Origin of the sequence: Streptomyces sp. NPDC002935 (assembly GCF_040611295.1) — a bacterium.
GTDB lineage: Bacteria > Actinomycetota > Actinomycetes > Streptomycetales > Streptomycetaceae > Streptomyces.
On sequence record NZ_JBEXNW010000005.1, the window covers coordinates 314,801 to 338,350 of the forward strand.

General features: G+C 70.9%; 21 protein-coding genes and 1 pseudogene. 9 read left to right on the forward strand and 13 right to left on the reverse strand.

Going from position 1 to position 23,550, the window contains the following annotated elements:
- Positions 1 to 16: 16 nt before the first annotated feature.
- The 7 genes and pseudogenes from ABZX90_RS09125 to hisD form a co-directional block, all read right to left on the reverse strand.
- Positions 17 to 409, reverse strand: a pseudogene (locus ABZX90_RS09125) (RidA family protein); the annotation flags it as partial.
- Complete coding sequence (gene priA, locus ABZX90_RS09130) at positions 406 to 1,131, reverse strand: bifunctional 1-(5-phosphoribosyl)-5-((5-phosphoribosylamino)methylideneamino)imidazole-4-carboxamide isomerase/phosphoribosylanthranilate isomerase PriA (RefSeq protein WP_351128627.1); 726 nt, start codon at positions 1,129 to 1,131, stop codon at positions 406 to 408. The pseudogene ABZX90_RS09125 and the gene priA, both read right to left, overlap by 4 nt.
- Positions 1,128 to 1,775, reverse strand: a complete 648-nt coding sequence (gene hisH / locus ABZX90_RS09135; protein WP_355202837.1) for an imidazole glycerol phosphate synthase subunit HisH — start codon at positions 1,773 to 1,775, stop codon at positions 1,128 to 1,130. Before hisH ends, priA begins: the two co-directional genes overlap by 4 nt.
- The gene (locus tag ABZX90_RS09140; protein WP_261708150.1) at positions 1,766 to 1,930 is read right to left on the reverse strand and encodes a hypothetical protein; all 165 of its coding nucleotides are present in this window, start codon (positions 1,928 to 1,930) and stop codon (positions 1,766 to 1,768) included. Before ABZX90_RS09140 ends, hisH begins: the two co-directional genes overlap by 10 nt.
- Positions 1,927 to 2,520, reverse strand: coding sequence for an imidazoleglycerol-phosphate dehydratase HisB (gene hisB / locus ABZX90_RS09145; RefSeq protein WP_266757720.1), 594 nt, complete (start codon positions 2,518 to 2,520; stop codon positions 1,927 to 1,929). The genes ABZX90_RS09140 and hisB overlap by 4 nt, the downstream gene beginning before the upstream one ends.
- A complete protein-coding gene (locus ABZX90_RS09150) occupies positions 2,517 to 3,668 on the reverse strand; it encodes a histidinol-phosphate transaminase (RefSeq protein ID WP_351128632.1) in 1,152 nt (383 codons plus the stop codon). Before ABZX90_RS09150 ends, hisB begins: the two co-directional genes overlap by 4 nt.
- On the reverse strand, positions 3,665 to 5,005 hold the full coding sequence (hisD, locus tag ABZX90_RS09155; RefSeq protein ID WP_351128634.1) for a histidinol dehydrogenase: 1,341 nt from the start codon (positions 5,003 to 5,005) through the stop codon (positions 3,665 to 3,667). Before hisD ends, ABZX90_RS09150 begins: the two co-directional genes overlap by 4 nt.
- 173 nt (positions 5,006 to 5,178) lie before the next feature.
- Between hisD and ABZX90_RS09160 the strand changes: the two genes are divergently transcribed.
- From ABZX90_RS09160 to ybaK, 4 genes are all read left to right on the forward strand, one after another.
- Positions 5,179 to 6,759 (forward strand): oxidoreductase, encoded by a 1,581-nt coding sequence (locus ABZX90_RS09160; RefSeq protein ID WP_351128636.1) that lies wholly within the window; start codon positions 5,179 to 5,181, stop codon positions 6,757 to 6,759.
- A gap of 257 nt (positions 6,760 to 7,016) precedes the next feature.
- Positions 7,017 to 8,057, forward strand: coding sequence for a hypothetical protein (locus tag ABZX90_RS09165; protein ID WP_355202843.1), 1,041 nt, complete (start codon positions 7,017 to 7,019; stop codon positions 8,055 to 8,057).
- Between the two features lie 11 nt (positions 8,058 to 8,068).
- Positions 8,069 to 8,809, forward strand: a complete 741-nt coding sequence (locus ABZX90_RS09170) for an LON peptidase substrate-binding domain-containing protein (protein WP_351128640.1) — start codon at positions 8,069 to 8,071, stop codon at positions 8,807 to 8,809.
- A 17-nt stretch (positions 8,810 to 8,826) separates the two neighbouring features.
- Positions 8,827 to 9,327, forward strand: a complete 501-nt coding sequence (ybaK, locus tag ABZX90_RS09175) for a Cys-tRNA(Pro) deacylase (protein WP_351128642.1) — start codon at positions 8,827 to 8,829, stop codon at positions 9,325 to 9,327.
- A gap of 314 nt (positions 9,328 to 9,641) precedes the next feature.
- Here ybaK and ABZX90_RS09180 read toward each other — a convergent pair whose 3' ends face one another.
- The 4 genes from ABZX90_RS09180 to ABZX90_RS09195 form a co-directional block, all read right to left on the reverse strand.
- Entirely contained in the window at positions 9,642 to 10,343 is a 702-nt protein-coding gene (locus ABZX90_RS09180; RefSeq protein WP_351128644.1) for an AAA family ATPase, read from the reverse strand.
- 34 nt (positions 10,344 to 10,377) lie between these two features.
- Entirely contained in the window at positions 10,378 to 11,202 is an 825-nt protein-coding gene (locus tag ABZX90_RS09185; RefSeq protein ID WP_355202847.1) for an ABC transporter permease, read from the reverse strand.
- A gap of 88 nt (positions 11,203 to 11,290) precedes the next feature.
- Positions 11,291 to 12,265, reverse strand: coding sequence for an ABC transporter ATP-binding protein (locus ABZX90_RS09190; protein ID WP_355202930.1), 975 nt, complete (start codon positions 12,263 to 12,265; stop codon positions 11,291 to 11,293).
- A 150-nt stretch (positions 12,266 to 12,415) separates the two neighbouring features.
- The gene (locus tag ABZX90_RS09195) at positions 12,416 to 13,633 is read right to left on the reverse strand and encodes an NYN domain-containing protein (RefSeq protein ID WP_351128648.1); all 1,218 of its coding nucleotides are present in this window, start codon (positions 13,631 to 13,633) and stop codon (positions 12,416 to 12,418) included.
- Between the two features lie 224 nt (positions 13,634 to 13,857).
- Here ABZX90_RS09195 and ABZX90_RS09200 point away from each other — a divergent pair, with 224 nt between their 5' ends.
- A complete protein-coding gene (locus tag ABZX90_RS09200) occupies positions 13,858 to 14,037 on the forward strand; it encodes a hypothetical protein (protein ID WP_266757739.1) in 180 nt (59 codons plus the stop codon).
- A gap of 109 nt (positions 14,038 to 14,146) precedes the next feature.
- On the opposite strand, the gene dnaE is transcribed toward ABZX90_RS09200, so the two are convergent.
- Positions 14,147 to 17,686: a DNA polymerase III subunit alpha gene (gene dnaE, locus ABZX90_RS09205; protein WP_351128650.1), complete on the reverse strand. Its 3,540-nt coding sequence runs from the start codon at positions 17,684 to 17,686 to the stop codon at positions 14,147 to 14,149.
- Positions 17,687 to 17,951: 265 nt separating this feature from the next.
- Between dnaE and ABZX90_RS09210 the strand changes: the two genes are divergently transcribed.
- The 4 genes from ABZX90_RS09210 to ABZX90_RS09225 all read left to right on the forward strand — a co-directional run bounded on the left by ABZX90_RS09210 (position 17,952) and on the right by ABZX90_RS09225 (position 22,925).
- Positions 17,952 to 19,280, forward strand: a complete 1,329-nt coding sequence (locus tag ABZX90_RS09210) for a DUF2252 domain-containing protein (protein ID WP_355202852.1) — start codon at positions 17,952 to 17,954, stop codon at positions 19,278 to 19,280.
- A gap of 92 nt (positions 19,281 to 19,372) precedes the next feature.
- Positions 19,373 to 20,059 carry a hypothetical protein gene (locus tag ABZX90_RS09215; RefSeq protein ID WP_355202855.1) on the forward strand — a complete coding sequence of 229 codons (687 nt, stop codon included), beginning with the start codon at positions 19,373 to 19,375 and terminating at the stop codon, positions 20,057 to 20,059.
- A gap of 200 nt (positions 20,060 to 20,259) precedes the next feature.
- Complete coding sequence (locus ABZX90_RS09220; RefSeq protein ID WP_351128656.1) at positions 20,260 to 21,099, forward strand: thioredoxin domain-containing protein; 840 nt, start codon at positions 20,260 to 20,262, stop codon at positions 21,097 to 21,099.
- Positions 21,100 to 21,257: 158 nt separating this feature from the next.
- Positions 21,258 to 22,925, forward strand: coding sequence for an alkaline phosphatase D family protein (locus ABZX90_RS09225; protein ID WP_355202859.1), 1,668 nt, complete (start codon positions 21,258 to 21,260; stop codon positions 22,923 to 22,925).
- A 48-nt stretch (positions 22,926 to 22,973) separates the two neighbouring features.
- On the opposite strand, the gene ABZX90_RS09230 is transcribed toward ABZX90_RS09225, so the two are convergent.
- On the reverse strand, positions 22,974 to 23,543 hold the full coding sequence (locus tag ABZX90_RS09230) for a dienelactone hydrolase family protein (protein ID WP_351128660.1): 570 nt from the start codon (positions 23,541 to 23,543) through the stop codon (positions 22,974 to 22,976).
- Between the last annotated feature and the right edge of the window lie 7 nt (positions 23,544 to 23,550).

Sequence of the window (23,550 nt, forward strand, 5' to 3'; positions counted from 1 at the left end):
CGGACGAACCCGCGTGCTCTTCGCCCGTACGGAACGCCTCCACCTCGACCTCGACCACCAGGCGCGAGTCCACCAGACCCGCGACGATGATCATGGACGCGGCGGGGCGGACGGCGTCGAACAGCAGCTTGTGGGCGCGGCCGACGGCCTCCACGTCCCGGGCATGGGTGATGTACATCCGCGTACGGACGACGTCGTCGCGGCCGAGGCCGAGCTGCTCCAGCGCGTCGAACGCGACGCGGAAGGAGTTGAGCGCCTGCTCGTACGGGTCGCCTTCGGCGATCTGGCCGTCGATCACGGAGGTGCAGCCGGACACCAGCACCAGGCCGTTCGGCAGTTCCACCGCGCGGGAGTAACCGAAGGTGTCCTCCCAGGGCGCGCCGGTCGAGACGCGGCGTACGGCGCTCACCGGGATACCGCCTCCAGTGCCTCTTCGAGGGTGAACGCCTTGGCGTACAGGGCCTTGCCGACGATGGAGCCCTCGACGCCGAGCGGTACGAGCTCGGCGATGGCGCGCAGGTCGTCCAGGGACGACACCCCGCCGGAGGCGACCACCGGGCGGTCGGTCGCGGCGCACACGGTGCGCAGCAGTTCCAGGTTCGGGCCCTGGAGCGTGCCGTCCTTGGCGATGTCCGTCACCACATAACGCGCGCAGCCCTCGGAGTTGAGGCGCTCCAGCGTCTCGAAGAGGTCTCCGCCGTCGCGGGTCCAGCCGCGGCCGCGCAGCGTCGTGCCGCGGACGTCGAGCCCGACCGCGATCTTGTCGCCGTGCTCGGCAATGACCTTGGCGACCCACTCGGGGGTCTCCAGGGCGGCGGTGCCGAGGTTGACACGGGTGCAGCCGGTCGCGAGGGCGGCCGCCAGGGAGGCGTCGTCGCGGATGCCGCCGGACAGCTCGACCTTGATGTCCATCGCCCTGGTGACCTCAGAGACCAGGTCCCGGTTGTCGCCGGTGCCGAACGCGGCGTCCAGGTCGACGAGGTGCAGCCACTCGGCGCCCGCGCTCTGCCAGGCCAGGGCGGCCTCCAGAGGGGAGCCGTAGGAGGTCTCGGTCCCGGACTCGCCGTGCACGAGACGGACGGCCTGGCCGTCGCGGACGTCGACGGCCGGGAGGAGTTCGAGCTTGCTCACAGTGTTCCGATCCAGTTGGTGAGGAGCTGGGCTCCGGCGTCGCCGGACTTCTCGGGGTGGAACTGGGTGGCCCACAGGGCGCCGTTCTCGACGGCCGCCACGAAGGGTTCGCCATGGGTGGACCAGGTCACCAGAGGCGCCCGCAGCAACGGGTTGCCGACTTCCAGGGACCAGTCGTGGACGGCGTAGGAGTGGACGAAGTAGAAGCGGGCGTCGGCGTCGAGGCCGGCGAAGGCCTGCGAGCCGGCCGGGGTCTCGACGGTGTTCCAGCCCATGTGCGGCACGATGTCGGCCTGCAGCGGGCCGACGGTGCCCGGCCACTCGTCGAGGCCCTCGGTCTCCACGCCGTGCTCGATGCCGCGCGAGAAGAGGATCTGCATGCCGACGCAGATGCCCATGACGGGGCGGCCGCCGGAGAGCCGGCGGCCGATGATCCAGTCGCCGCGCGCGTCCCTGAGGCCCTGCATGCAGGCGGCGAAGGCGCCGACGCCCGGCACCAGCAGACCGTCCGCGTTCATCGCGGTGTCGAAGTCGCGTGTTATCTCGACCTCGGCGCCCGCGCGGGCGAGGGCGCGCTCGGCGGACCGTACGTTTCCGAAGCCGTAGTCGAAGACGACGACCTTTTTGGCTGCGCTCAACTCCACACCTCCAGCCTCATGACGCCCGCGACGAGACACATCGCGGCGCCGATGGAGAGCAGTACGACAAGGCTCTTGGGCATGTCCTGCTTGACGAAGGAGTAGATCCCGCCGAGAAGGAAGAGGCCGACGACGATCAGGATGCTGGAAAGGCCTGTCACAGCGCGCCCTTCGTGGAGGGGAGGATTCCGGCGGCGCGCGGGTCGCGCTCGGAGGCGTAACGCAGGGCACGGGCCAGCGCCTTGAACTGGCACTCCACGATGTGGTGCGCGTTGCGCCCGTAGGGCACGTGCACGTGCAGCGCGATCTGGGCCTGGGCGACGAAGGACTCCAGGATGTGCCGGGTCATCGTCGTGTCGTACTCGCCGATCATCGGCGCCATCTTCTCGGGCTCGGTGTGCACGAGGTAGGGGCGGCCGGACAGGTCGACGGTCACCTGGGCGAGCGACTCGTCCAGCGGGACCGTGCAGTTGCCGAAGCGGTAGATCCCCACCTTGTCGCCGAGCGCCTGCTTGAAGGCGGCGCCCAGCGCGAGGGCGGTGTCCTCGATGGTGTGGTGCGAGTCGATGTGGAGGTCGCCCTCGGTCTTCACGGTCAGGTCGAACAGACCGTGCCGGCCGAGCTGGTCGAGCATGTGGTCGTAGAAGCCGACGCCGGTGGCCACGTCGACCTTGCCGGAGCCGTCGAGATCGATCTCGACGAGGACCGACGTCTCCTTCGTCACCCGCTCCACGCGTCCAACGCGGTTCATGCGCTCTGCTCCTTCGGGGATGTGGGGGTGTCCCCCACAGAGCCCATTAGTTCACGTACCGCTAGTTCACGTACCGCGTCGAGGAACGCGTCGTTTTCCTCCGGGGTTCCGGCGGAGACCCGCAGCCACCCCGGTACGCCGTTGTCCCGGACCAGGACGCCCCGGTCGAGGATCTTCTGCCAGGCGGTGTGGGCGTCGGCGAACCGCCCGAACTGCACGAAGTTCGCGTCCGATTCGGTCACCTCGTAGCCGATCGCGCGCAGCTCGGCGACCAGCCGGTCCCGCTCGGACTTCAGCTGCTCCACGTATCCGAGCAGTATGTCGGTGTGTTCCAGGGCGGCCAGCGCGGTCGCCTGCGTGACGGCGGACAGGTGGTACGGCAGCCGTACGAGCTGGACGGCGTCCACCACCGCCGGGTGCGCGGCGAGATACCCGAGGCGCAGACCCGCCGCGCCGAAGGCCTTCGACATCGTCCGGGAGACGACGAGATTCGGCCGTCCTTCGAGCAGCGGCAGCAGCGAGTCGCCGTGACTGAACTCGATGTACGCCTCGTCGACCACGACCATCGACGGCTTCGCCGCCTGCGCGGCCTCGTAGAGCGCGAGGACCGTCTCGGGCGGAACCGCGTTGCCCGTGGGGTTGTTGGGGGTGGTGATGAAGACGACGTCCGGCCGGTTCTCGGCGATCGCCCGCTCGGCGGCCGCGGGGTCGATGGTGAAGTCCTCGTTCCGCGGGCCCGAGATCCAGGCCGTGCCGGTGCCGCGCGCGATGAGCGCGTGCATCGAGTACGACGGCTCGAAGCCGATCGCGGTGCGGCCGGGTCCGCCGAAGGTCTGGAGCAGCTGCTGGATGACCTCGTTGGAGCCGTTGGCCGCCCAGACGTTCTCGGTGCCTACCAGGTGCTTACCGGTCTTCGTCAGATAGGCGGCCAGCTCGGTGCGCAGCTCCACCGCGTCCCGGTCGGGGTAGCGGTTGAGCCCGCGGGCCGCCTCGCGGACCCGCTCGGCGATCCGCTCGACGAGCGGCTCGGGCAGCGGGTACGGGTTCTCGTTGGTGTTCAGGCGTACCGGGACGTCGAGTTGGGGTGCGCCGTAGGGGGTCTTGCCGCGCAGTTCGTCCCGTACGGGGAGATCGTCGATGCCAGTCACTTGCCCTCGGGTACCTTCCAACCGAACCTTGCCTTGATCGCCGCGCCGTGCGCGGGCAGGTCCTCCGCCTCCGCCAGCGTCACCACGTGATGGGCGACGTCGGCGAGCGCGTCCTTCGTGTAGTCGACGATGTGGATGCCGCGCAGGAAGGACTGGACGGACAGGCCCGAGGAGTGGCAGGCGCATCCGCCGGTCGGCAGAACGTGGTTGGAGCCCGCCGCGTAATCGCCGAGCGAGACCGGGGCCCAGGGGCCCACGAAGATCGCTCCGGCGTTCCGGACCCGGTCGGCGACCGCGGCCGCGTCCGCCGTCTGGATCTCCAGGTGCTCGGCGCCGTAGGCGTCGACGACCCGCAGGCCCTCGTCGATGCCGTCGACGAGGACGATCGCGGACTGCCTGCCGCCCAGGGCCGGGACGATCCGGTCCTCGATGTGCTTGGTGGCCGCGACCTGCGGCTCCAGCTCCTTCTCCACGGCGTCCGCGAGCGCCGGGGAGTCGGTGACCAGGACGGCGGCGGCGAGCGGGTCGTGCTCGGCCTGGCTGATCAGGTCGGCGGCGACGTGCACCGGGTCGGCGGTGTCGTCGGCGAGGACCGCGATCTCGGTCGGGCCGGCCTCGGCGTCGATGCCGATCCGGCCGGTGAAGTAGCGCTTGGCGGCGGCGACCCAGATGTTGCCCGGACCCGTGACCATGTTGACGGAGGGGCACGACTCGGTGCCGTACGCGAACATCGCGACGGCCGTGGCGCCGCCGGCCGCGTACACCTCGTCGACGCCGAGGAGGGCGCAGGCCGCGAGGATCGTCGGGTGCGGCAGGCCGCCGAACTCGGACTGGGCCGGGGAGGCGAGCGCGATGGACCCGACGCCGGCTTCCTGCGCCGGGACCACGTTCATGATCACGGACGACGGGTACACGGAGCGGCCGCCGGGCGCGTACAGCCCCACGCGGTCGACGGGCACCCACTTCTCGGTGACCGAGCCGCCGGGCACGACCTGGGTGGTGTGCGTCGTCCGGCGCTGTTCGCGGTGGACGAGACGGGCGCGGCGGATGGACTCCTCCAGGGCCGCGCGCACGGCGGGGTCGAGCTGCTCCAGGGCGTCGGCGAGGGCCTCGGCCGGGACGCGTACGGACTCCAGCCGTACTCCGTCGAACTTCTCCGCGTAGTCGATCAGCGCCGCGTCGCCCCGATGATGCACGGCCTCGCAGATCGGTCGCACCTTCTCCAGGGCGGCCGAGACGTCGAAGTCGGCTCGGGGCAGCAGGTCGCGCAAGGCGGAACCCTCGGGGAGGGCGTCGCCGCGCAGATCGATTCGAGTGATCGGGAAATGTTGCAGCACGGGGACAATTCTCTCAGACGGCGCCGAGGCGCCGGACGCCTGTATCAATGGCTGATACAAGCCACCTTCGGTTCCACGGAAGATCCTCGTCACCAGTAGCGTTCGGGCCGTCACTGAGCGGGCATTGCACGAATGTACGAACCCGCGAGTAGCTGGGGAGGAAGGGACATGCCGTGACCGAGGGTGCCGGCATCCGCACCGGGGACCTGCCGGACGAGCTGACCGCCACCGAAGCCGGGATGTGGCAGGCCTTCCGCAACGGCAGCGTGTACGACCTGCGCAGCGGGGACACCGCCGCGGACGATCCGCACGGCGGCCATCCCTGGGGGCCCGAGCGGAGCGTGCGGGCCCGGATAGTCGCCTGGCTGCTGCTGGACGGGCCGCCCGCCCTCCAGGGCCGGGTCGCCTCCCTGAAACTGACCGGCGTGCGGATCACCGATGTGCTCGACCTCGCGGGCGGCACGGTGGTGCCGTACGTGGAGCTGAAGGGGTGCCGGTTCGAGAAGGAGGTCCTGCTGCCCGAGTCCCGGTTCACGACCGCCCGGCTGGTGAACTGCTCGGTGCCGCGGCTGGAGGCGGCCCGGCTGCACACCGAGGGCGATCTGCATCTGCCACGCTGCCGCTTCCACAACGGGGTACGGCTGACCGACGCCCACATCGGCACGGATCTGCTGCTCAACCAGGCCGTGGTCTACCGGGACCGGCGCGGGCGTTCGATCACCGGCGACGGCATGACCGTAGGCCAGGACCTCCAGGCCGAGATGCTGGAGTCGCACGGCGAACTGAGCCTGCGCGGCGCCACCGTCGGCGTCTCGCTGAGCCTGCGCGGCAGCAGGCTCACCAATCCGTACACCCGGCTGGCCCTCAACGCCCCCCAGCTGACCGTCAACCGCACGCTCTACATGACCCCCGCGGGTCTCGGCAATCCGGTGATGACCAGTGGCACCACACCGGCGCGCGGCACGCTGGTGCAGCGGTTCGAGTGCCAGGGCGGCATCCGCCTGGACGACGGGCGGTTCGGTGACGCGGTCGACTTCGACCGGGCCCGCTTCACCTTCGACGACGACCAGGAGCTGTCGCTGCTCCGGGTCCAGACGCCCGAGCTGCGCTTCCTCGGCGAGCGGCCCGAGCGCGGCAAGGTCGTGCTGTCCGGCGCGCGGGTCGTCAACCTGGTCGACCGGGCGTCCAGCTGGCCGGGACCCGGCAGCCTGCACATGGGCGGCTTCACGTACGAGAACCTGGTCCCGCAGGGCGGCTTCCCGCTGACCCGGCGGCTGGAGTGGGTGGCCGCGGCGACCGCCGAGTACAACCCGGAGCCGTACGAGCGCCTGGCCACCGTGCTGCGCAACTCCGGGGAGGACGAGGACGCCCGCGAGGTGCTGCTCGCCAAGCAGCGGCGCCGCCGCGAGACTCTGCCGCTGGCCGCCAAGCTCTGGGGTTACGCGCAGGACTGGACGGTCGCCTACGGGTACCGGCCCGGCCGGGCCGCCCTGTGGATGGCGGTGCTGTGGGCGGCGACGTCGGTCGCCTTCTCGCACGCCGGGCATCGGCCGGCCAACGGCGACGGGCATCCCCCGTGGAACGCCTCGCTCTTCGCCCTGGATCTGCTGCTGCCGGTCATCGACCTGGGCCAGGCCGACGTCTGGCAGCTGCGCGGGGCCTGGCAGTGGCTGGCCGCGGTGGTGATCCTCCTCGGCTGGATCCTGGCCACGACGGTGGCCGCGGGGGCCACCCGGCTGCTGCGGCGCGGCTGACGCGGGGACGCGATACGGGGGCTCCGACGCGAGGGCGCGCCACCAGGGGCCGGTGGCCGCCGACGCCGGCGCCGAAGCCGGGCCGTCCGGCAGTCCGGCAGTCCGGTGTACGACGCTTCGCACAGCCGCCGCACACGGGATCCACACCACCCTTTACCCGTCCTTGACCGTATGCCGCACAACCAAACGGAGGTTACGAAAGCGTCACCGCACACCTCTGGTACTGCTCCGACCTGCGGTTTTCAATGGTCGACACCATGGCACTGCTGCGCGCGTTCCTCCGTACGGCCCGGATGGCACGGAACACCTCACGCCTCGCCGTCGGACTGCCGGCCGACGACGAGGTACTGCTCGACGCCCCCGACGACCGTCTGGGCCCCGCGCTCGTCGCGGCGGGCCGGGGGGAATACGCCCCCGCGGCCAAGCTCATGGCCACCACCCGCGAGTCCGCCGAGTGGGAGAACCGCGACCGGTACGCCATGCGCCTCGCCACCTTCGCGCGCTCCCGCGACGAATGGCTCAGGGAGTGGCAGGCCGCCGACCCGCACGATCCGGACGCCCTGCTCGTCAGGGCCGAGCTGGCGGTCCGCCGAGGCTGGGAGTCACCCGCACGGGTCGAGCTGCTGCGCGAGGTCGGCCCGCTGATCACCTCCGCCGCCGAGGGCGACCCGCGCGACCCGGTGCCCTGGCGGATCGCGCTCGACCACGCCCGCGGCACGAACGTCGGGCACACCGAGTTCGAGCAGCTGTGGGGCGAGGCGGTCCGGCGCTCCCCGCACCACTACGGCTGCCACGTGGCCGCCCTCCAGTACCTCTCGGCCGCCTGGTACGGCTCGCACCGCGAGTGCTTCGACTTCGCCGAGCCGGCCGCGCAGGACGCGCTGCCGGGCTCCCTGGTGCAGGCGCTGCCGGTGCGCGCGGCCTTCGCCTATCTGACCGAGGGCGGCGGTCCCGCGGTGCCGCGCGAGCGCCTGGACGCCGCGGCCGACCTCGCGATCGCCCTCTCCGCGGCCTACGCGGCCGCCGACCCGTGGCCCGCCGAGGTACGCAACCTGCTGACGTACGTCCTGGTCCGGCTGGAGCGCTGGGAGGACGCGCTGGAGCAGCTGCGCATGATCGGCCCGTACGCGACCTCGTTCCCCTGGGACCGGGTCTCCGACGACCCCCTCGGCCAGTTCCTGGAGCTGCGCGACGGCGTCCGTCTGGAGGTCGCCTCGGGGCTTCCGCTGCGGGATCCGGGCCCCGATCGGCATCCAGGGAATGGGCGGGGCGGACGCGCACGCTCCGGCGACCATTAGGCTTTCGCGTCGTGACCACCGTCCGGCTCCCGCTCTTCCCCCTGAACTCGGTGTTGTTCCCCGGGCTCGTGCTTCCTCTGAACGTGTTCGAGGAGCGTTATCGCGCCATGATGCGCGATCTGCTCAAGACCCCCGAGGACGAACCGCGCCGATTCGCCGTCGTCGCCATCCGCGACGGCCATGAGGTGTCGCCCAGCGCGCCCGGCATGCCGGACCAGACCGCCGTGCCCGAGCGCGGGCCCGCCGCCGGCTTCGGCGACGATCCGCTCAAGGCCTTCCACGAGGTGGGCTGCGTCGCCGACGCGGCCACGATCCGTGAGCGCGCCGACGGCAGCTTCGAGGTGCTGGCGACCGGCACGACCCGCGTCCGGCTGTTGTCCGTGGACGCCTCCGGCGCGTTCCTGACGGCCGAGCTGGAGGAGCTGGAGGAGGATCCGGGCGACGAGGCCGGAGCGCTCGCCGAGGGCGTGCTGCGCGCCTTCCGCCAGTACCAGAAGCGGCTGGCCGGAGCGCGGGAGCGGTCGCTGTCGACCGGCGCGGACCTGCCGGACGAACCGGCGGTCGTCTCCTACCTCGTCGCGGCCGCCGTGATGCTGGACGTCCCGGCCAGACAGCGGCTGCTGCAGGCCTCCGACACGGCCTCCCGGCTGCGCGAGGAGCTGAAACTGCTGCGCGCGGAGACGGCCATCATCCGTAATCTGCCGTCGTTGCCCGCATCGGACCTGACGCGCGGCCCGACGAGCCTGAACTGACGCTTGCGAGAAGGTCGATGGCCAAGAAGCCGAAGAAGCAGCAGTCCGGCGGCACCCCGGCGACGGTGGCACTGACGGACGCGGGTGTCCCGTACACCGTCCACGCCTACGAGCACGACCCCTCCCATCCGTCCTACGGCGAGGAGGCGGCCGAGGCGATGGGCGTCTCGCCGGAGAGGGTCTTCAAGACCCTGGTGGCGGACGTGGACGGAGCGCTCGTGGTCGCGGTCGTCCCGGTGGCGGGCTCCCTGGACCTCAAGGCCCTCGCCACGGCGGTGGGCGGCAAGCGGGCGGCGATGGCCGACCCGGCGGCGGCCGAGCGCACGACGGGGTACGTCCGCGGCGGCATCTCGCCACTCGGCCAGCGCAGGAAGCTCCGCACCGTGCTGGACTCCTCGGCCTCCGGCCACACCACGATCTGCGTCTCGGCGGGCCGACGAGGCCTGGAGGTCGAGCTCGCGCCCGCCGATCTGGCCAGGCTCACGGAAGCGGTGTCCGCGCCCGTCGGGCGCGGGTGACCCACCGCCGTCCACGCCCGAGAGGCACAGACGTGCGTGACCCCTCCACGTCCGGGCCCGAGAAGCACAGGCACATGTGACCCCTCGACGTCCGGGCCCGAGAAGCACACGCGTGCGTGACCCCTCGACGGATGTCCCGTCCTCGGTTAAGTACGAGGGACATGTCGAAGAAGACGCGGAAACGCAAGTGGCGCATCAGGAAGGGCCGCTCGAACCACGGCCGCCGTCCGGCGTGACCCACGCTCCGCACCCCGGCGCCGGCCGGGCGGCACCTCTTGAGGCACCTGGCCGGTGTTGCGCCGCCCTGCCCCCGGCTAGGAGGCGGGAGGCCCCGGCGGCGTGGCCGGGTAGGGGCTCTGCTGGTACGGGTCGGGGTCGCGGGGGCCGAACAGGGCCATGAGGCCGAGGTGGACCACCAGGGCGCTCAGGGACCACGCCAGCAACGCGCCCTTGGCCCCGAGCTTCAGCGGCGCGGAGAACGTGACGCCCTTGCCCACGGCCTTGGCGTGCGCGACCACGTCCTGCGTGGGCCCGAGCCAGATGCCGACCCGCCAGGCGAGCAGCGATCCGAGCAGGCCCCCTACGGCGAGCCCGATCACCAGGGGCACACCGCCGCGCCGCCGGACGAGGAACACGACGAGGGCGCTCAGCGCTCCGAAGCCCAGCGCGAGCAGAGTGAACGTTCCATCGACGCCGATGGCCTGCTCCCCCTCGGTGTCCTTGAGGTACACCGCGGTGGCGTCCGCGATCAGTGGCACATGCGGCGCCAGCCACGACCAGAGCACCCCGAGCAGAGCCCCCGCGAGCGCGACCGCGATCGTGATCACGGCGGCCTCCCGCAGTTCGGTCTTCATCCCGGGTCCGTCCTGTCCGTAGGAGACCTCGTACGCGGCCGGGTACACGGGGTAACCCGCGGGGCCGGGAGCGGGCGGAGTCTGCCAGGCGGGGTGCGGTTGCTGCCGGTCCTGCGGGGACTGTTCGTGCGGCGGCGGAGGTGGAGTCAGCGGAGCGGTCACCCTGCCATCGTGCCAGGCCCCGCTGGCGGCCGCGTCACCGGACGGCCGCCCGGCGGTAGGCCCAGGCCGCGAGGGCCAGTGAGGCCACCCCGACTCCGGCGCAGACGGCCAGATCACCGAGGACGACGGCCCAGTCGGGATGCGCCCCGAAGGTGCGCGCGAAGGCCTCGACACCGTAGGTCGAGGGCAGCAGGTCCCGGGCGTACTGCACCGGGGTCGGCATGCGGTCCGCCGGGAGAACGCCCAGCAGCAGGGCCGCGGACATGCCGAGCTGTCCGAGCAGCGTGGCAAGCTCGGGCCGCGGCGCGAGCAGCCCGAACGCGGCCCCGAGCCCGGCGAGCGCCGCGCCCGCGAGCGGGACGACCGCGGCGAGCACCCACAGATGCGCCAGCGGCAGCCCGAAGAGCAGGCACCCGAAGACGGCGGTGACGACGGTGCCGGGCACGGTGAAGGACGCGTAAGCGCCGGCGGCACCGAGCACCACGGCCGCCGGCGGCACCGGCAGCGTCGCGTAGTGGTCGAGCCCGCCGCTCGCGCGCAGCTGCCCGAAGTACTGCGCGAGCAGGTTGAGCGCGACGAAGGCCACGACCAGGACGGTCGACCCGGCCACCACGGCGCGCGCCTCGGCGCCGCCGTCCACCACCCCGCGCATCATGATCATGATGCCGACGGACTGGAAGGTGGCCACGAACAGCAGCGGGATCCGTGCGACGCGGGCCCGGGAGAGCTGCGCCCGGTACACGGCGGCCAGCGACGGCCACAGCCGCGCGCGCGGCCCCAGCTCCGCGGCGCCACCGTCGGCGTGCTCGGCCACGGACAGCGCGCTGCCCGGCAGGACTCCAGCGGGTACGACACTCACGTCGAACTGCTCCCCTTCACTCCGGCAGCCGTCCTGTTCCGCACACGTACGACGCCCCTCTCCCGTACGGATTCCATGCCGCGGGCGCTCACGCCTTCACCAGTCCCTGTGTCGCGTGGCCGCCGAGTGCCAGGTACACATCCTCCAGGCTCGGCGTGGCCAGGGTGAAGTCGTCGAGTGCCGCGAAGGCGGCGCCTCCGGTGACCGTGGCCACGGCGGCGCGGGCCTCCTCGGGCGCGAGCCGCAGTGTCCAGCGGCGGCCCGACTCGACGGCGCGGGCGCGCAGTGCCGCGACCTCGGGGACGTGCAGCGGGGCGCTGTCGCGCCAGACGAGTTCGACCCGCACCTCGCCCGCGACGCGCTCCTTGAGCCCGGCCGGGGTGTCGCAGGCGATGACCCGCCCCTCGTCGAGAACGGCGACCCGGTCGAGGACGGTCTCGGCCTCGATGACGTTGTGGGTGACGAGCAGGACCGTGGCGCCGTGCTCGGCGCGACGCCGGTCGACGGCGGCCCAGACGGCGCGCCGGGCGACGGGGTCCATGCCGGTGGTGGGCTCGTCGAGGACCAGCAGCGGGCGGCGCCCGACGAGCGCGGCGGCGAAGCAGGCGAGTCTGCGCTGCCCGCCGGAGAGCTTCTTCAGGGGGCGGGAGGCGAGCGGGGCCAGGCCCAGTTCGTCGAGGACGGCGTCCCGCTCGGCGCGCGCCGAGCGCAGGTCGAGTCCGCGCAGCCGCCCGGTCGTCTCGGCGGCGAGGGACACGGTCAGCTCGTCCAGGGCGGTGGACTCCTGCCCGAGGTAGGCGAGGAGCCGGGCCGCCCGCTCGGGGTGGCGCACGATGTCGTGGCCGAGGATCTCGACACTGCCGCTGTCGGGGCGCATCAGCCCGGTCAGCTGGCGCACTAGGGTGGACTTGCCGGCGCCGTTCGGTCCGAGCAGCCCGAAGATCTCGCCTCGGCCGATGTCCAGACGTACCTCGTCGGTGGCCCTGACCTCGGGTGTCGCCGGGGTGCCGCGGCGGCCGCGGACCGCCGGGTAGGTCTTGGTGAGACCTCGCACGGCGCACACGACATCGCCCCTGTGTCCCATTCGGACCGCCTGTGCCGTGCGCGTACTCACGAAGGACGAGAGTACGTGGTCCGATGCCCTGTTATGCGCTCGGGGCCATGGCGGACATCCGGACGAAGGCCTCCGCGCGCCTTCGCCGACGGCTTCGGATCACTCCCCGACGGGCGCGTGCTCCGCCGAGGTGCGCACATCGATCTCGCGCCAGAATCCGGCCCGGATCGCATACCGGTCGTGCTCGTCGATCTGGTCGTCCTTGTGCGCGAGGAGGCCGAAGCGGGCCGCGTAGCGCAGCAGCTCGCCGTCCACCCGGTGCGGAACCCGCGGGTACATCGCCGACAGCTTCTGCAGATGACTCGGGTCGGTGAGGCGCCCCATCCAGCGGCGCGCGAAGACCTGGCCCACCTCGAAGGGATCACCGCCCACCGTGGTGATGTCCTCCTCACGGTCCGCCCACCGCTGCTCCGCAGAGGTGAGCTGGGCGAGCGTGGGCAGCGCGGCGGCTTCCGGGGGCTCCGTGGCGCCGCCGGGCCGGTCGACCCAGCCCTTGTCCGAGGACCAGCGCAGCGTGGCGTTCGTGGGGTGCTGGGCGGCCTGGGTGCCCGGTCCGCGCAGCGCGGCCAGGTCCTTCGGTGTGGGAACCCCCTTGGGGGCGGGCACCCGTTCCTGGGAGCCGTTCTGCGATTCGGCCGCCTGGTGGTGTTCGGCCTCCTGGGCCGAGCGCTCGGCGGCCGCCGCGAGCGCCGACTCGGGCAGCGGCGCGGAGAGGATGGCGGCGATCTCCGGGCGCGGCACCGGCGGTGGCGCGCAGATCCCGCCGAAGTCCTTGGCACGGATGGCCTTGGTGATCCAGGCCCGGTCGAGCACCCGCCGTTCGTCGGCCTCGGCGACCAGGTCCTCGGACTGGTTGTAGTCGCCGTCCGCGGCCTGCACGGCCCACAGGTGTACGGCGACTCCGTGTTCCTTGGCGGCCATCATGCCCGGGAGCAGATCCCCGTCGCCGGTCACGAGGACCACGTCGGAGCAGGCACGGTTGCGCGCCAGTTCGGTCAGCTCGGCGTGCATGGCGGCGTCCACGCCCTTCTGCGCCCACCGCCCGTCGCTGCGGGTCAGCGCGCCCAGCCGCACCGTCACGCGTGGCATCACGCGCAGCCTGCGGTGTTCCGGCTGCGGTACGCGGTCGGGGGCGCCGTCGAACCAGTAGATGCGCAGCAGGGGCCGCTCCGTGTCGGACTCGGCGCGCTCGCGCAGGCCCTGGACGAGGGCGGTGTGGTCGACGGTGATCCGGGATCGCGAAGGCTCCCCGGCGAGGAGACTGGCGGCAGCCCCGAGCAGATACCCGGCATCCACCAGGACGATGCAGCGGTCCACGCGATCCACCCTCTTTCCGGGAGGTTTGCTTCGGGCTTCCTTGGAGTCTGCCCGACCGTGCGGAGGTTAACGGCCGGAACTCGATCTTCGGCGTGGCGGATCGGGAGAACACCTACCGACAGGACTTATTACGCACGGTAATTCTACGAAATGCGCCACTTGCCAGCCTATGTGAATCTGGTCGCGGCCCTGGCCCCTAGATCCCCCTCAGGAGGCAGATCACCATGGCCAAGAACAAGAACCGCAAGCAGGGCGGCCACGCCGACCGCTCCTCGCAGGCTGAGCGTGCGCAGGAGCAGGCACAGCGGTCGTCGGCGGAGGCACAGCAGTCGCCGATGTCGCAGGCCCAGGGCAGCCCCGCTGATGTTGCCCGTAAGCATCAGAAGCGCTTCGGCCACAACTGAGGCCGCCGCGCGGGCCATTGAAGGCCCACAGGGCCGTTGAGGCCCAGGCACGCACTGAGGGGCGCATCCGTTCGCGGATGCGCCCCTCAGTGCGTGGGTCGTACGGACGTCAGCCGGCCAGACAGGACGGGCCGAGCAGCACCTTCAGGTCACCGAAGAGCGCCGGGTCCGGCTTCACCCGGTGCCGGTCGAGGCGCAGCACCGTGGTCTTGCGCGGGCCCTGGAGCTTGATGCGGACCTCGCTCTCGCCCTTGTGGTGACTGAGGATCTCACCGAGGCGGGTGACCATGGGCGGAGTCACCTTCAGCGCCGGGATGGTGAGGATCACGGGCGCGTTGGTGCCCGCGTTCGACAGGTCCGGGACCTGGAGCTCCATCGCGACCAGCCGCGGCACGTCCTCGCGCTTGTCGAGGCGCCCCTTGACGAAGACGACCGCGTCCTCGACCAGTTGGGTCGAGACCAGCTGGTACGTCGCCGGGAAGAACATGCACTCGATGGAGCCCGCGAGGTCCTCCACGGTGGCGATCGCCCAGGCGTTGCCCTGCTTGGTCATCTTGCGCTGCAGGCCCGAGATGATGCCGCCGATCGTGACGACCGCGCCGTCCGCGTGCTCGCCTCCGGTCAGCTGGGAGATGCCCGCGTCCGCCTTGTCGGACAGGACGTGCTCCAGGCCGAAGAGCGGGTGGTCGGAGACGTAGAGGCCGAGCATCTCCCGCTCCTGGGCGAGGAGATAGGCCTTGTCCCACTCGTCGGCGGTGAACTCCACGTCGAGTCCGAAGCCGGGCTCGCTGGTGTCCTCGTCGCCCATGCCGCCGAAGAGGTCGAACTGACCCTCGGCCTCCTTGCGCTTGACCGCGACCACGTTGTCGATCATCGGTTCGAACTGCGCGGTGAGGCCCTTGCGGGTGTGCCCCATCGTGTCGAACGCGCCCGCCTTGATCAGTGATTCGGTGGTGCGCTTGTTGCAGGCGACGGCCTCGACCTTGTCGAGGTAGTCGGGGAAAGAGGCGTACTTCCCCTTGGCCTTGCGGCTGCGGATGATCGACTCGACGACGTTCGTGCCGACGTTGCGGACGGCCGAGAGGCCGAAGAGGATCACGTCGTCGCCCTGGGCGGCGAAGTTCTGCTCGGACTCGTTGACATTGGGCGGCAGCACCTTGATGCCCATGCGCCGGCACTCGTTGAGATAGACGGCCGACTTGTCCTTGTCGTCCTTGACCGAGGTGAGCAGCGCGGCCATGTACTCGGCCGGGTAGTTCGCCTTCAGGTAGCCGGTCCAGTACGAGACGAGTCCGTACGCGGCGGAGTGGGCCTTGTTGAAGGCGTAGCCGGCGAAGGGGACCAGGACGTCCCACAGTCCCTGGATGGCCTCGTCGCTGTAGCCGTTGTTCTTGGCTCCGGCCTGGAAGATGGTGAAGTTCTTCGCCAGCTCGTCGGGCTTCTTCTTGCCCATCACGCGGCGCAGGATGTCGGCCTCGCCGAGCGAGTACCCGGCGATGATCTGGGCGGCCTTCTGGACCTGCTCCTGGTAGACGATCAGGCCGTAGGTGACGGCCAGGACCTCTTCGAGCGGCTTCTCCAGCTCCTTGTGGATCGGGGTGATCTCCTGGCGCTTGTTCTTGCGCTCCGCGTAGTTGATGTGCGAGTTCATGCCCATCGGGCCCGGCCGGTAGAGGGCCGAGACGGCGGAGATGTCCTCGAAGTTGTCGGGCTGCATCTGGCGGAGCAGCGAGCGCATCGGGCCGCCGTCGAACTGGAAGACGCCGAGGGTGTCACCGCGGCAGAGCAGTTCGAACGTCTTGGGGTCGTCCAGCGGGAGGGCGAGCATCTCCAGGTCGACGCCCTTGTTGGCCTTCACCATCTTGATGGCGTCGTCCATGATCGTGAGGTTGCGCAGGCCCAGGAAGTCCATCTTGAGCAGGCCGAGCGACTCGCACTGGGGGTAGTCCCACTGCGTGATTGTCACGCCGTCGGTGTGCCGCACCCAGATGGGGGCGTGGTCGACGATGGGCTCGCTGGACATGATCACGCCGGCGGCGTGCACGCCCATCTGCCGGACCAGGCCCTCGACGCCCTTGGCGGTGTCGATGACCTTCTTCACGTCCGGCTCGTTCTCGTACATCCCGCGGATCTCGCCGGCCTCGCTGTAGCGGGGGTGCGAGGGGTCGGTGATGCCGTTCAGGTCGATGCCCTTGCCGAGGACGTCGGCGGGCATCGCCTTGGTGAGCCGGTCGCCCATCGCGTACGGGTAGCCCAGCACGCGCGCGGAGTCCTTGATGGCGTTCTTCGCCTTGATCTTGCCGTACGTGCCGATCATGGCGACCTTGTCGGCGCCGTACTTCTCGGTCACGTACCTGATCACCTCGACGCGCCTGCGCTCGTCGAAGTCGATGTCGACGTCGGGCATGGAGACGCGCTCGGGGTTGAGGAACCGCTCGAAGATCAGACCGTGCGGGATCGGGTCGAGGTCGGTGATGCCCATGGCGTACGCGACGATCGAGCCGGCCGCGGAACCACGGCCGGGGCCCACCGCGATGCCCTGCTTCTTGGCCCACATGATGAAGTCGGCGACGACGAGGAAGTACCCCGGGAACCCCATCTGGATGATGACGTCCATCTCGTACTCGGCCTGCTTCTGGCGGTCGTCGGGGACGCCGCCGGGGAAGCGGCGCTCCATGCCGAGGCGCACCTCCTCCTGGAACCAGGTGACCTCGGTGAAGCCGTCCGGGATGTCGAACTTCGGCATGAGGTTCTTCGCCTCGAACATGCCGGTGGTGTCGATCTGCTCGGCCACCAGGAGGGTGTTCGCGCAGCCCTCCTGCCAGGCGTCCGAGGAGTCGACGGCGTACATCTCGTCCGTGGACTTCAGGTAGTAGCCGGTGCCGTCGAAGCGGAAGCGGTCCGGGTCGGAGAGGTTCTTGCCGGTCTGGATGCACAGCAGGGCGTCGTGGGCGGTCGCCTCGTGCGCGTACGTGTAGTGCGAGTCGTTCGTCACCAGGGGCGGGATGCCGAGCTTCCGGCCGATGTCGAGAAGGCCGTCACGGACCCGGCGCTCGATCTCGATGCCGTGGTCCATCAGCTCCAGGAAGTAGCGGTCCTTGCCGAAGATGTCCTGGTACTCGGCGGCGGCCTTCAGGGCCTCTTCCTCCTGGCCGAGGCGCAGCCGGGTCTGGAGCTCGCCGGAGGGGCAGCCGGTGGAGGCGATGAGCCCCTCCGACCACTTGGAGATCGTCTCCTTGTCCATCCGGGGCCACTTCTGGAGCCAGCCCTCGGCGTACGCGTCCGAGGAGAGCTTGAAGAGGTTGTGCAGGCCCGTCCGGTTCGCCGCCCAGATCGTCTTGTGCGTGTAACCACCCGAACCGGACACGTCGTCGCGCTTCTGGTGCGGCTGGCCCCACTGGATCTTGCGCTTGTTGCGCCGGGACTCCGGGGCGACGTACGCCTCGATACCGATGATCGGCGTGACGCCCGCCTTCTTCGCCGTGTGGAAGAAGTCATAGGCCCCGTGGAGGTTGCCGTGGTCGCTCATCGCGATATGGGTCATGCCCATCTCGTTGCACGCGTCGAACATGTCCTTGAGCCGCGCGGCACCGTCCAGCAGCGAGTACTGGGTGTGGACGTGCAGGTGCGTGAACGGCGGCTTCGACACGGTTTCGGCCTCCAGGAAGAACCATTGGTGACAGGCTGCGGACAGTCTGGGGGGTCAGCGTCGAAGTCTATGACGCGCGACTGACACTCGGCGGAGGATCACCCGTACCTTCATGCGGGGGCCGGGATCCGGGGCGTAGGTTCGTCGCCGGAACCCGGGCACTCCCGCGTATCTTCGTCCGTTGGAAGTGGACGGACCCCTTGTCCCCGGGGCGGCGCGCCCGCCCTGTCAGCCACGCACCACCTGCACCAGGAGGCACCCAGCGATGTCGGTCCCGCAGCTCAGCGCCGAGCAACGCGGCGAGCAGATCCTCGCCGTCTTCGACACCGCCTTCGGCGAGCTCCTGGCCGCCGACCCGGCCGCGTTCCGCGTGAAGTTCCGCAAGATGGCGGCCTCCGCCTTCGCGTTCTACCGCGGCACCGCGGCCCTCTTCTACCACGACCTCGACCAGGACAGGCGGGGCGGTCCGTACCTGGACGAGCGCACCTCGCGCGTGTGGATCCACGGCGACCTGCACGCCGAGAACTTCGGCACGTACATGGACGCCCAGGGCCGTCTGATCTTCAACGTGAACGACTTCGACGAGGCCTACGTCGGCCCCTTCACGTGGGACCTCAAGCGCTTCGCGGCCTCCGTGGCCCTCATCGGCTACGCGAAGGCGCTCAGCGACGAGCAGATCACCGAGCTGGTGCGGGTGTACGCGGCCGCCTACCGCGAGCGCATCCACGCCCTCGCCACCGGCGCCAAGAGCGACGAAGTGCCGCCCTTCACGCTGGACACCGCCGAGGGCCCGCTCCTGGACGCCCTGCGCGACGCCCGCTCGCTGACCCGCTTCGGGCTGCTCGACTCGATGACCGAGATCCGCGACTTCGAGCGCCGGTTCGCGCCGGGCGGCGGCTCGATCGAGCTGGACGCCGCCACCCGCTACAAGGTCCTCGCGGCCTTCGACGGCTACCTGGAGACGCTCCCGGAGTCCTCGCTGACCCGCCCGGACTCGTACCGCGTGAAGGACGTCGTGGGCCGCCGCGGCATCGGCATCGGCTCGGCCGGCCTGCCGTCGTACAACATCCTTCTGGAGGGCAACAGCGACGCCCTGGAGAACGATGTGGTGATCTACATCAAGCAGGCCCAGACCCCGGCCGTCTCCCGGCACATCACGGACTCCTCGATCCGCGAGTACTTCCAGCACGAGGGCCACCGCACGGTGATCTCGCAGCGCGCCCTGCAGGCGCACGCCGACCCGTGGCTGGGCTGGACCGAGCTGGACGGCGCGGGCCAGCTGGTCGCCGAGGTCTCGCCGTACGCGGTGGACCTGGACTGGGGCGACATCGACGACCCCGAGGAGATCGCCTCGGTCGTCGCGGACCTCGGCCGGTCCACGGCCACGATGCACGCGGCGGCGGACGACGAGAGCGGTCACTCGGAGCTGGTGCCGTTCTCCACGGAGCGGGCCATCGACGCGGCCATCGCGGCCGACGAGGACGGCTTCGCCGACCTCCTGGTGGACTTCGCGCACAGTTACGGCACCCGCGCGCGGGGCGACCACCAGATCTTCGTGGACCTGTTCCGCAACGGCCGGATCCCTGGGCTGTAGGCCAACAGGCTCGGTCGCCCACAACGCTCCCGTAACGCACAGGAATCCTTTAGGGGACGCTTACGGGAGCGCGTGGGAGACTCGGCTCCGCTATGGAGATATCCGGGACCCAGCTCAGAGCCGTGCGCGCGGCAGTGTTCACGGCCGTCGTCGTGACGCTCTCCGCCGCGTCGCACGTGCTGCTGTCCCGGGTGCCGCTGCCACTGTCCACCGTGGCCGCGATCGCCGCCGCCGTCTTCGCCCTCTCCTTCGCCCTGGCGGGCCGTGAGCGGGGCTTCGGCCGGATCGCGGCCCTGCTGATCCCGCTGGAGCTGGCCGCCGACACCGTGTTCACCACGGGCCAGCACGTCTGTTACGGCAGGGCGGGCGGCCCCGTCGCGGGTCCGCTGCACTCGGTCGGATTCGACGTGCTGTGCGGCGGCGGCAGCCTGGGCACCCCGCTGTCCCGGGTGACCGGCGGCGCCCCCGACCGTGCCGCCGCCCTGCTCTCCGACGCCGACCCGGCCGCCGCCTGGCTGCTGCTCGGCGCGCATGTCACCGTCGGCCTGCTCGCGGCCGCCTGGCTGCGCCGCGGCGAGCGCGCGCTGGACCAGTTGCTGCGCGCGGTGGCCGCCTCGACCTTCCGGCCGCTGCTGCTCGCGGTCGCCGCGGTGACCGTACGGCTCGCCCCGGCCCGTCCGCTGCCGCGCACCGCGCGCCGGTCGACCGCCGCCCGTACCCGCCTGTTCGAGCACTCCCTGGGACGACGCGGACCGCCCCGCCCGGCCGCCTTCGCCTGAGCGACCGCCCTGAGCGACCGCCCTGGGCGACCACTTCCGGGCACCGGCTCCTGAGCGACCGCTCCCGGGCCACGGCTCACTCCTCCGCTTCCGGGCGACAGCGCGTGAACGAACGTTCCTGAGCGCAGCCCTGAGCACCAGCAGTCCCCCATACGTATTCCGCGTACGACGTGTGCGCGTCCCTGATGGAGATCACCAACATGAGCAAGCGGAACAGCGCGGCAGAGAAGACCGCGGCCCGAGAGCGGCTGCGTGCCGAGCGCGAGCGCCAGGCCAAGCGCGACAAGATCAGGCGCCAGGCGATCGTGGCCGGTTCCCTCGTCGCGGTCCTCGCGATAGCGGGCGGCATCGGCTACGCGGTCGTGCAGAACAACAAGCCCACCTACTGGGAGGGCCTGAAGGACGCCAAGGTGGTGGCCCCGGCCAACTCCACGGGCACCGACGGCACCACCCTCGTCATCGGCAAGGCCACCGCCAAGAAGACCCTCAAGCTCTACGAGGACCCGCGCTGCCCCGTCTGCGCCTCGTTCGAGCAGACGGTCGGCCCGACCGTCAAGAAGGACCTCGACAGCGGCAAGTTCAAGATCCAGTACGTCGGTGGCACGTTCCTCGACGGCGACTCGCTGGGCAAGGGCCAGATCGGCTCTCGCGGCGAGGGCTCCAAGAACGCGATGAGCGCGATGGGCGCCGCGCTGAACGTCAGCCCGGAGGCGTTCCTGGAGTACAAGACCGCGCTGTACTCGGCGAAGTGGCACCCGGACGAGACGACGGACAAGTTCAAGGACGACGCCTACCTCATCAAGGTCGCGAACACCGTCTCCGCGCTGAAGGGCAACACCACGTTCCAGGACGCGGTCAAGAAGGGCACCTACGACGCCTGGGCCCTGGCGATGTCCAAGACGTGGGACAACAACAAGGACGGCGTCACCGGCACGCCGAGCCTGGTGATGGACGGCAAGAAGCTCACCGGCGCGGACGGCAACGCGCCGATGACGGTCGCCGACTTCACCACGGCGATCGACGCGGCCCTCAAGGCCTGACCGTCAACGTGGCGGGTTCCGAGCCGTCCACCGCGACGGGCGGGTGACCTGAGCGGCCGCCGTGGTCCGAGTGACCCGAGCGGCGAAAAGACAAAGAGCGGGCGAACTTTTCCAGTTCGCCCGCTCTTGGCTTGTACTGCTCGGTAACCTCATCGCCCGTGACCAGTCGACAGAGATCAACCGACTCCGCGGGCGCCTTCAACTCCCGCGCCCCGCGCCGCCGTACGGTCGTCAAGGCCGCGGCCGCCACCGCCGTCCTCGCCGCCCCGCTCGCGGCCGCCCTTCCCGCCCGCGCCGCCGAGGCGCCGGCCTTCCTGCACGGTGTCGCCTCCGGCGACCCGCTGCCCGACGGCATCCTGCTGTGGACCCGGGTGACACCCGACTCCCAGGCGATACCGGGCTCCGGACTCGGCCCGGACACCGAGGTGAGCTGGGTCGTCGCCAAGGACAAGGCGTTCACCACGATCGTCGCCAAGGGTTCCACCGTCGCGACAGCCGCCTCCGACCACACGGTCAAGGCCGACATCCGCGGCCTGGCTCCGGCCACCGACTACTGGTTCCGCTTCTCGGCGGGCGGCACCGATTCACCGGCGGCGCGCACCCGCACCGCGCCGGCGGCGGACGCGGCCGTGCCGGGTCTGCGCTTCGGCGTGGTCTCCTGCGCCAACTGGGAGGCCGGCTACTTCTCGGCGTACCGCCACCTCGCGGCCCGCAACGACCTGGACGCCTGGCTGCACCTCGGCGACTACATCTACGAGTACAAGTCCGGCGAGTACGGCACCCGCGGCACCGTCGTACGGCCGCACGCCCCCGCCAACGAGATCCTCACCCTCGCCGACTACCGCACCCGGCACGGCCGTTACAAGACCGACCCGGACCTTCAGGCCCTGCACCACAAGGCGCCGGTCGTCGCCATCTGGGACGACCACGAGTTCGCCGACAACTCCTGGTCGGGCGGCGCGGTCAACCACACCGAGGGCGCCGAGGGCGCCTGGGCGGCCCGTCAGGCCGCCGCGAAGCAGGCCTACTTCGAGTGGATGCCGGTCCGCCCGGCCATCGCCGGCACCACCTACCGCAGGCTGCGCTTCGGCAAGCTCGCCGACCTCTCGCTGCTCGACCTGCGCTCCTTCCGGTCGCAGCAGGCGTCCACGGCCAGCGGCTCGGTCGACGACCCGGACCGTACGCTCACCGGCCGCGCCCAGCTCGACTGGCTCAAGTCCGGGCTCAAGTCCTCGGACACCACCTGGCGTCTGGTCGGCAACTCGGTGATGATCTCGCCGTTCGCCGTGGGCTCCCTCTCCGCCGACCTTCTCAAGCCGCTCGCCAAGCTGCTCGGTCTCCCGCAGGAGGGCATCGCCCTCAACACCGATCAGTGGGACGGCTACACCGACGACCGCCGCGAACTGCTCGCGCACCTGCGCTCCAACGCCATCCGCAACACGGTCTTCCTGACCGGCGACATCCACATGGCCTGGGCCAACGACGTGCCGGTGGACGCCGGTACGTACCCGCTGTCCGCGTCCGCCGCCACGGAGTTCGTGGTCACCTCGGTCACCTCCGACAACCTCGACGACATCGTCAAGGTCCCCGAGGGCGCCGTCTCGGCCATCGCCTCCCCGGTCATCCGCGCCGCCAACCGCCATGTCCACTGGGTCGACACCGACCGCCACGGCTACGGCGTCCTGGACGTCACCGCCGGCCGCGCTCAGATGGACTACTACGTGCTCTCCGACCGCACGAACCCGAACGCGACCTCGTCCTGGGCCCGTTCGTACCGCACGCGCACCGGCACGCAGACGGTGGAGCGGACCTACGACCCGGTCTAGGCCCCTCGGGCCCGTCCGTCGACCGGACGGGCCGCCAAGGACTCCCGGCTAGAGACTGTCGAGGAAGCCGAGCGCCACCTTCCAGGTGGCCTCGGCCGCCTCGGCGTCGTAGTCGGGCAGGTCGGGATCGGTGTAGATGTGCCCGGCACCCCCGTACCGGTAGATCTCCACGTCGGCCCCGGTTCTCTGCATCTGGAGATACCAGGCGCTCAGCCAGTCGTCCGTCTCGAACTGGTCCGGCTCGGCGACATGCAGCTGGACCGGCAGTTCGTCCACCGACGCGCTCTCGGCGATGTCCGACGTGCCGTGCAGCAGGAGCAGCCCGCGCGCCTTCTCGTCGCCGAGAGCCAGCGTCTGCGCGACGGAGGCGCCGAGGGAGAAGCCCGCGTAGACCAGGCCCCGCTCGGAATAGGGCGCGACGGCCAGGACCGCGCGCTTCAGCAGTTCGTCCTTGCCGATCTCGTCGTTGAAGGCCATGCCCTCCTCGACGGTCTCGAAGGTGCGCCCCTCGAAGAGGTCGGGCGTCCACACCTCGTGGCCCGCGGCCCGCAGCCGGTCCGCCGCCGCGCGCACCGCCGGCCGCAGACCGTAGGTCGAGTGAAAGAGCATGATGTTCATGACTCCC

What these genes read in the sequence shown, in the direction of transcription:
- hisB (WP_266757720.1), bottom strand. Translation starts at nt 2,520, where the DNA reads ATGAACCGCGTTGGACGCGTGGAGCGGGTGACGAAGGAGACGTCGGTC.
- ABZX90_RS09165 (WP_355202843.1), top strand. Translation starts at nt 7,017, where the DNA reads ATGGCACTGCTGCGCGCGTTCCTCCGTACGGCCCGGATGGCACGGAAC.
- ybaK (WP_351128642.1), top strand. Translation starts at nt 8,827, where the DNA reads ATGGCCAAGAAGCCGAAGAAGCAGCAGTCCGGCGGCACCCCGGCGACG.
- ABZX90_RS09200 (WP_266757739.1), top strand. Translation starts at nt 13,858, where the DNA reads ATGGCCAAGAACAAGAACCGCAAGCAGGGCGGCCACGCCGACCGCTCC.
- ABZX90_RS09210 (WP_355202852.1), top strand. Translation starts at nt 17,952, where the DNA reads ATGTCGGTCCCGCAGCTCAGCGCCGAGCAACGCGGCGAGCAGATCCTC.
- ABZX90_RS09215 (WP_355202855.1), top strand. Translation starts at nt 19,373, where the DNA reads ATGGAGATATCCGGGACCCAGCTCAGAGCCGTGCGCGCGGCAGTGTTC.
- ABZX90_RS09220 (WP_351128656.1), top strand. Translation starts at nt 20,260, where the DNA reads ATGAGCAAGCGGAACAGCGCGGCAGAGAAGACCGCGGCCCGAGAGCGG.
- ABZX90_RS09230 (WP_351128660.1), bottom strand. Translation starts at nt 23,543, where the DNA reads ATGAACATCATGCTCTTTCACTCGACCTACGGTCTGCGGCCGGCGGTG.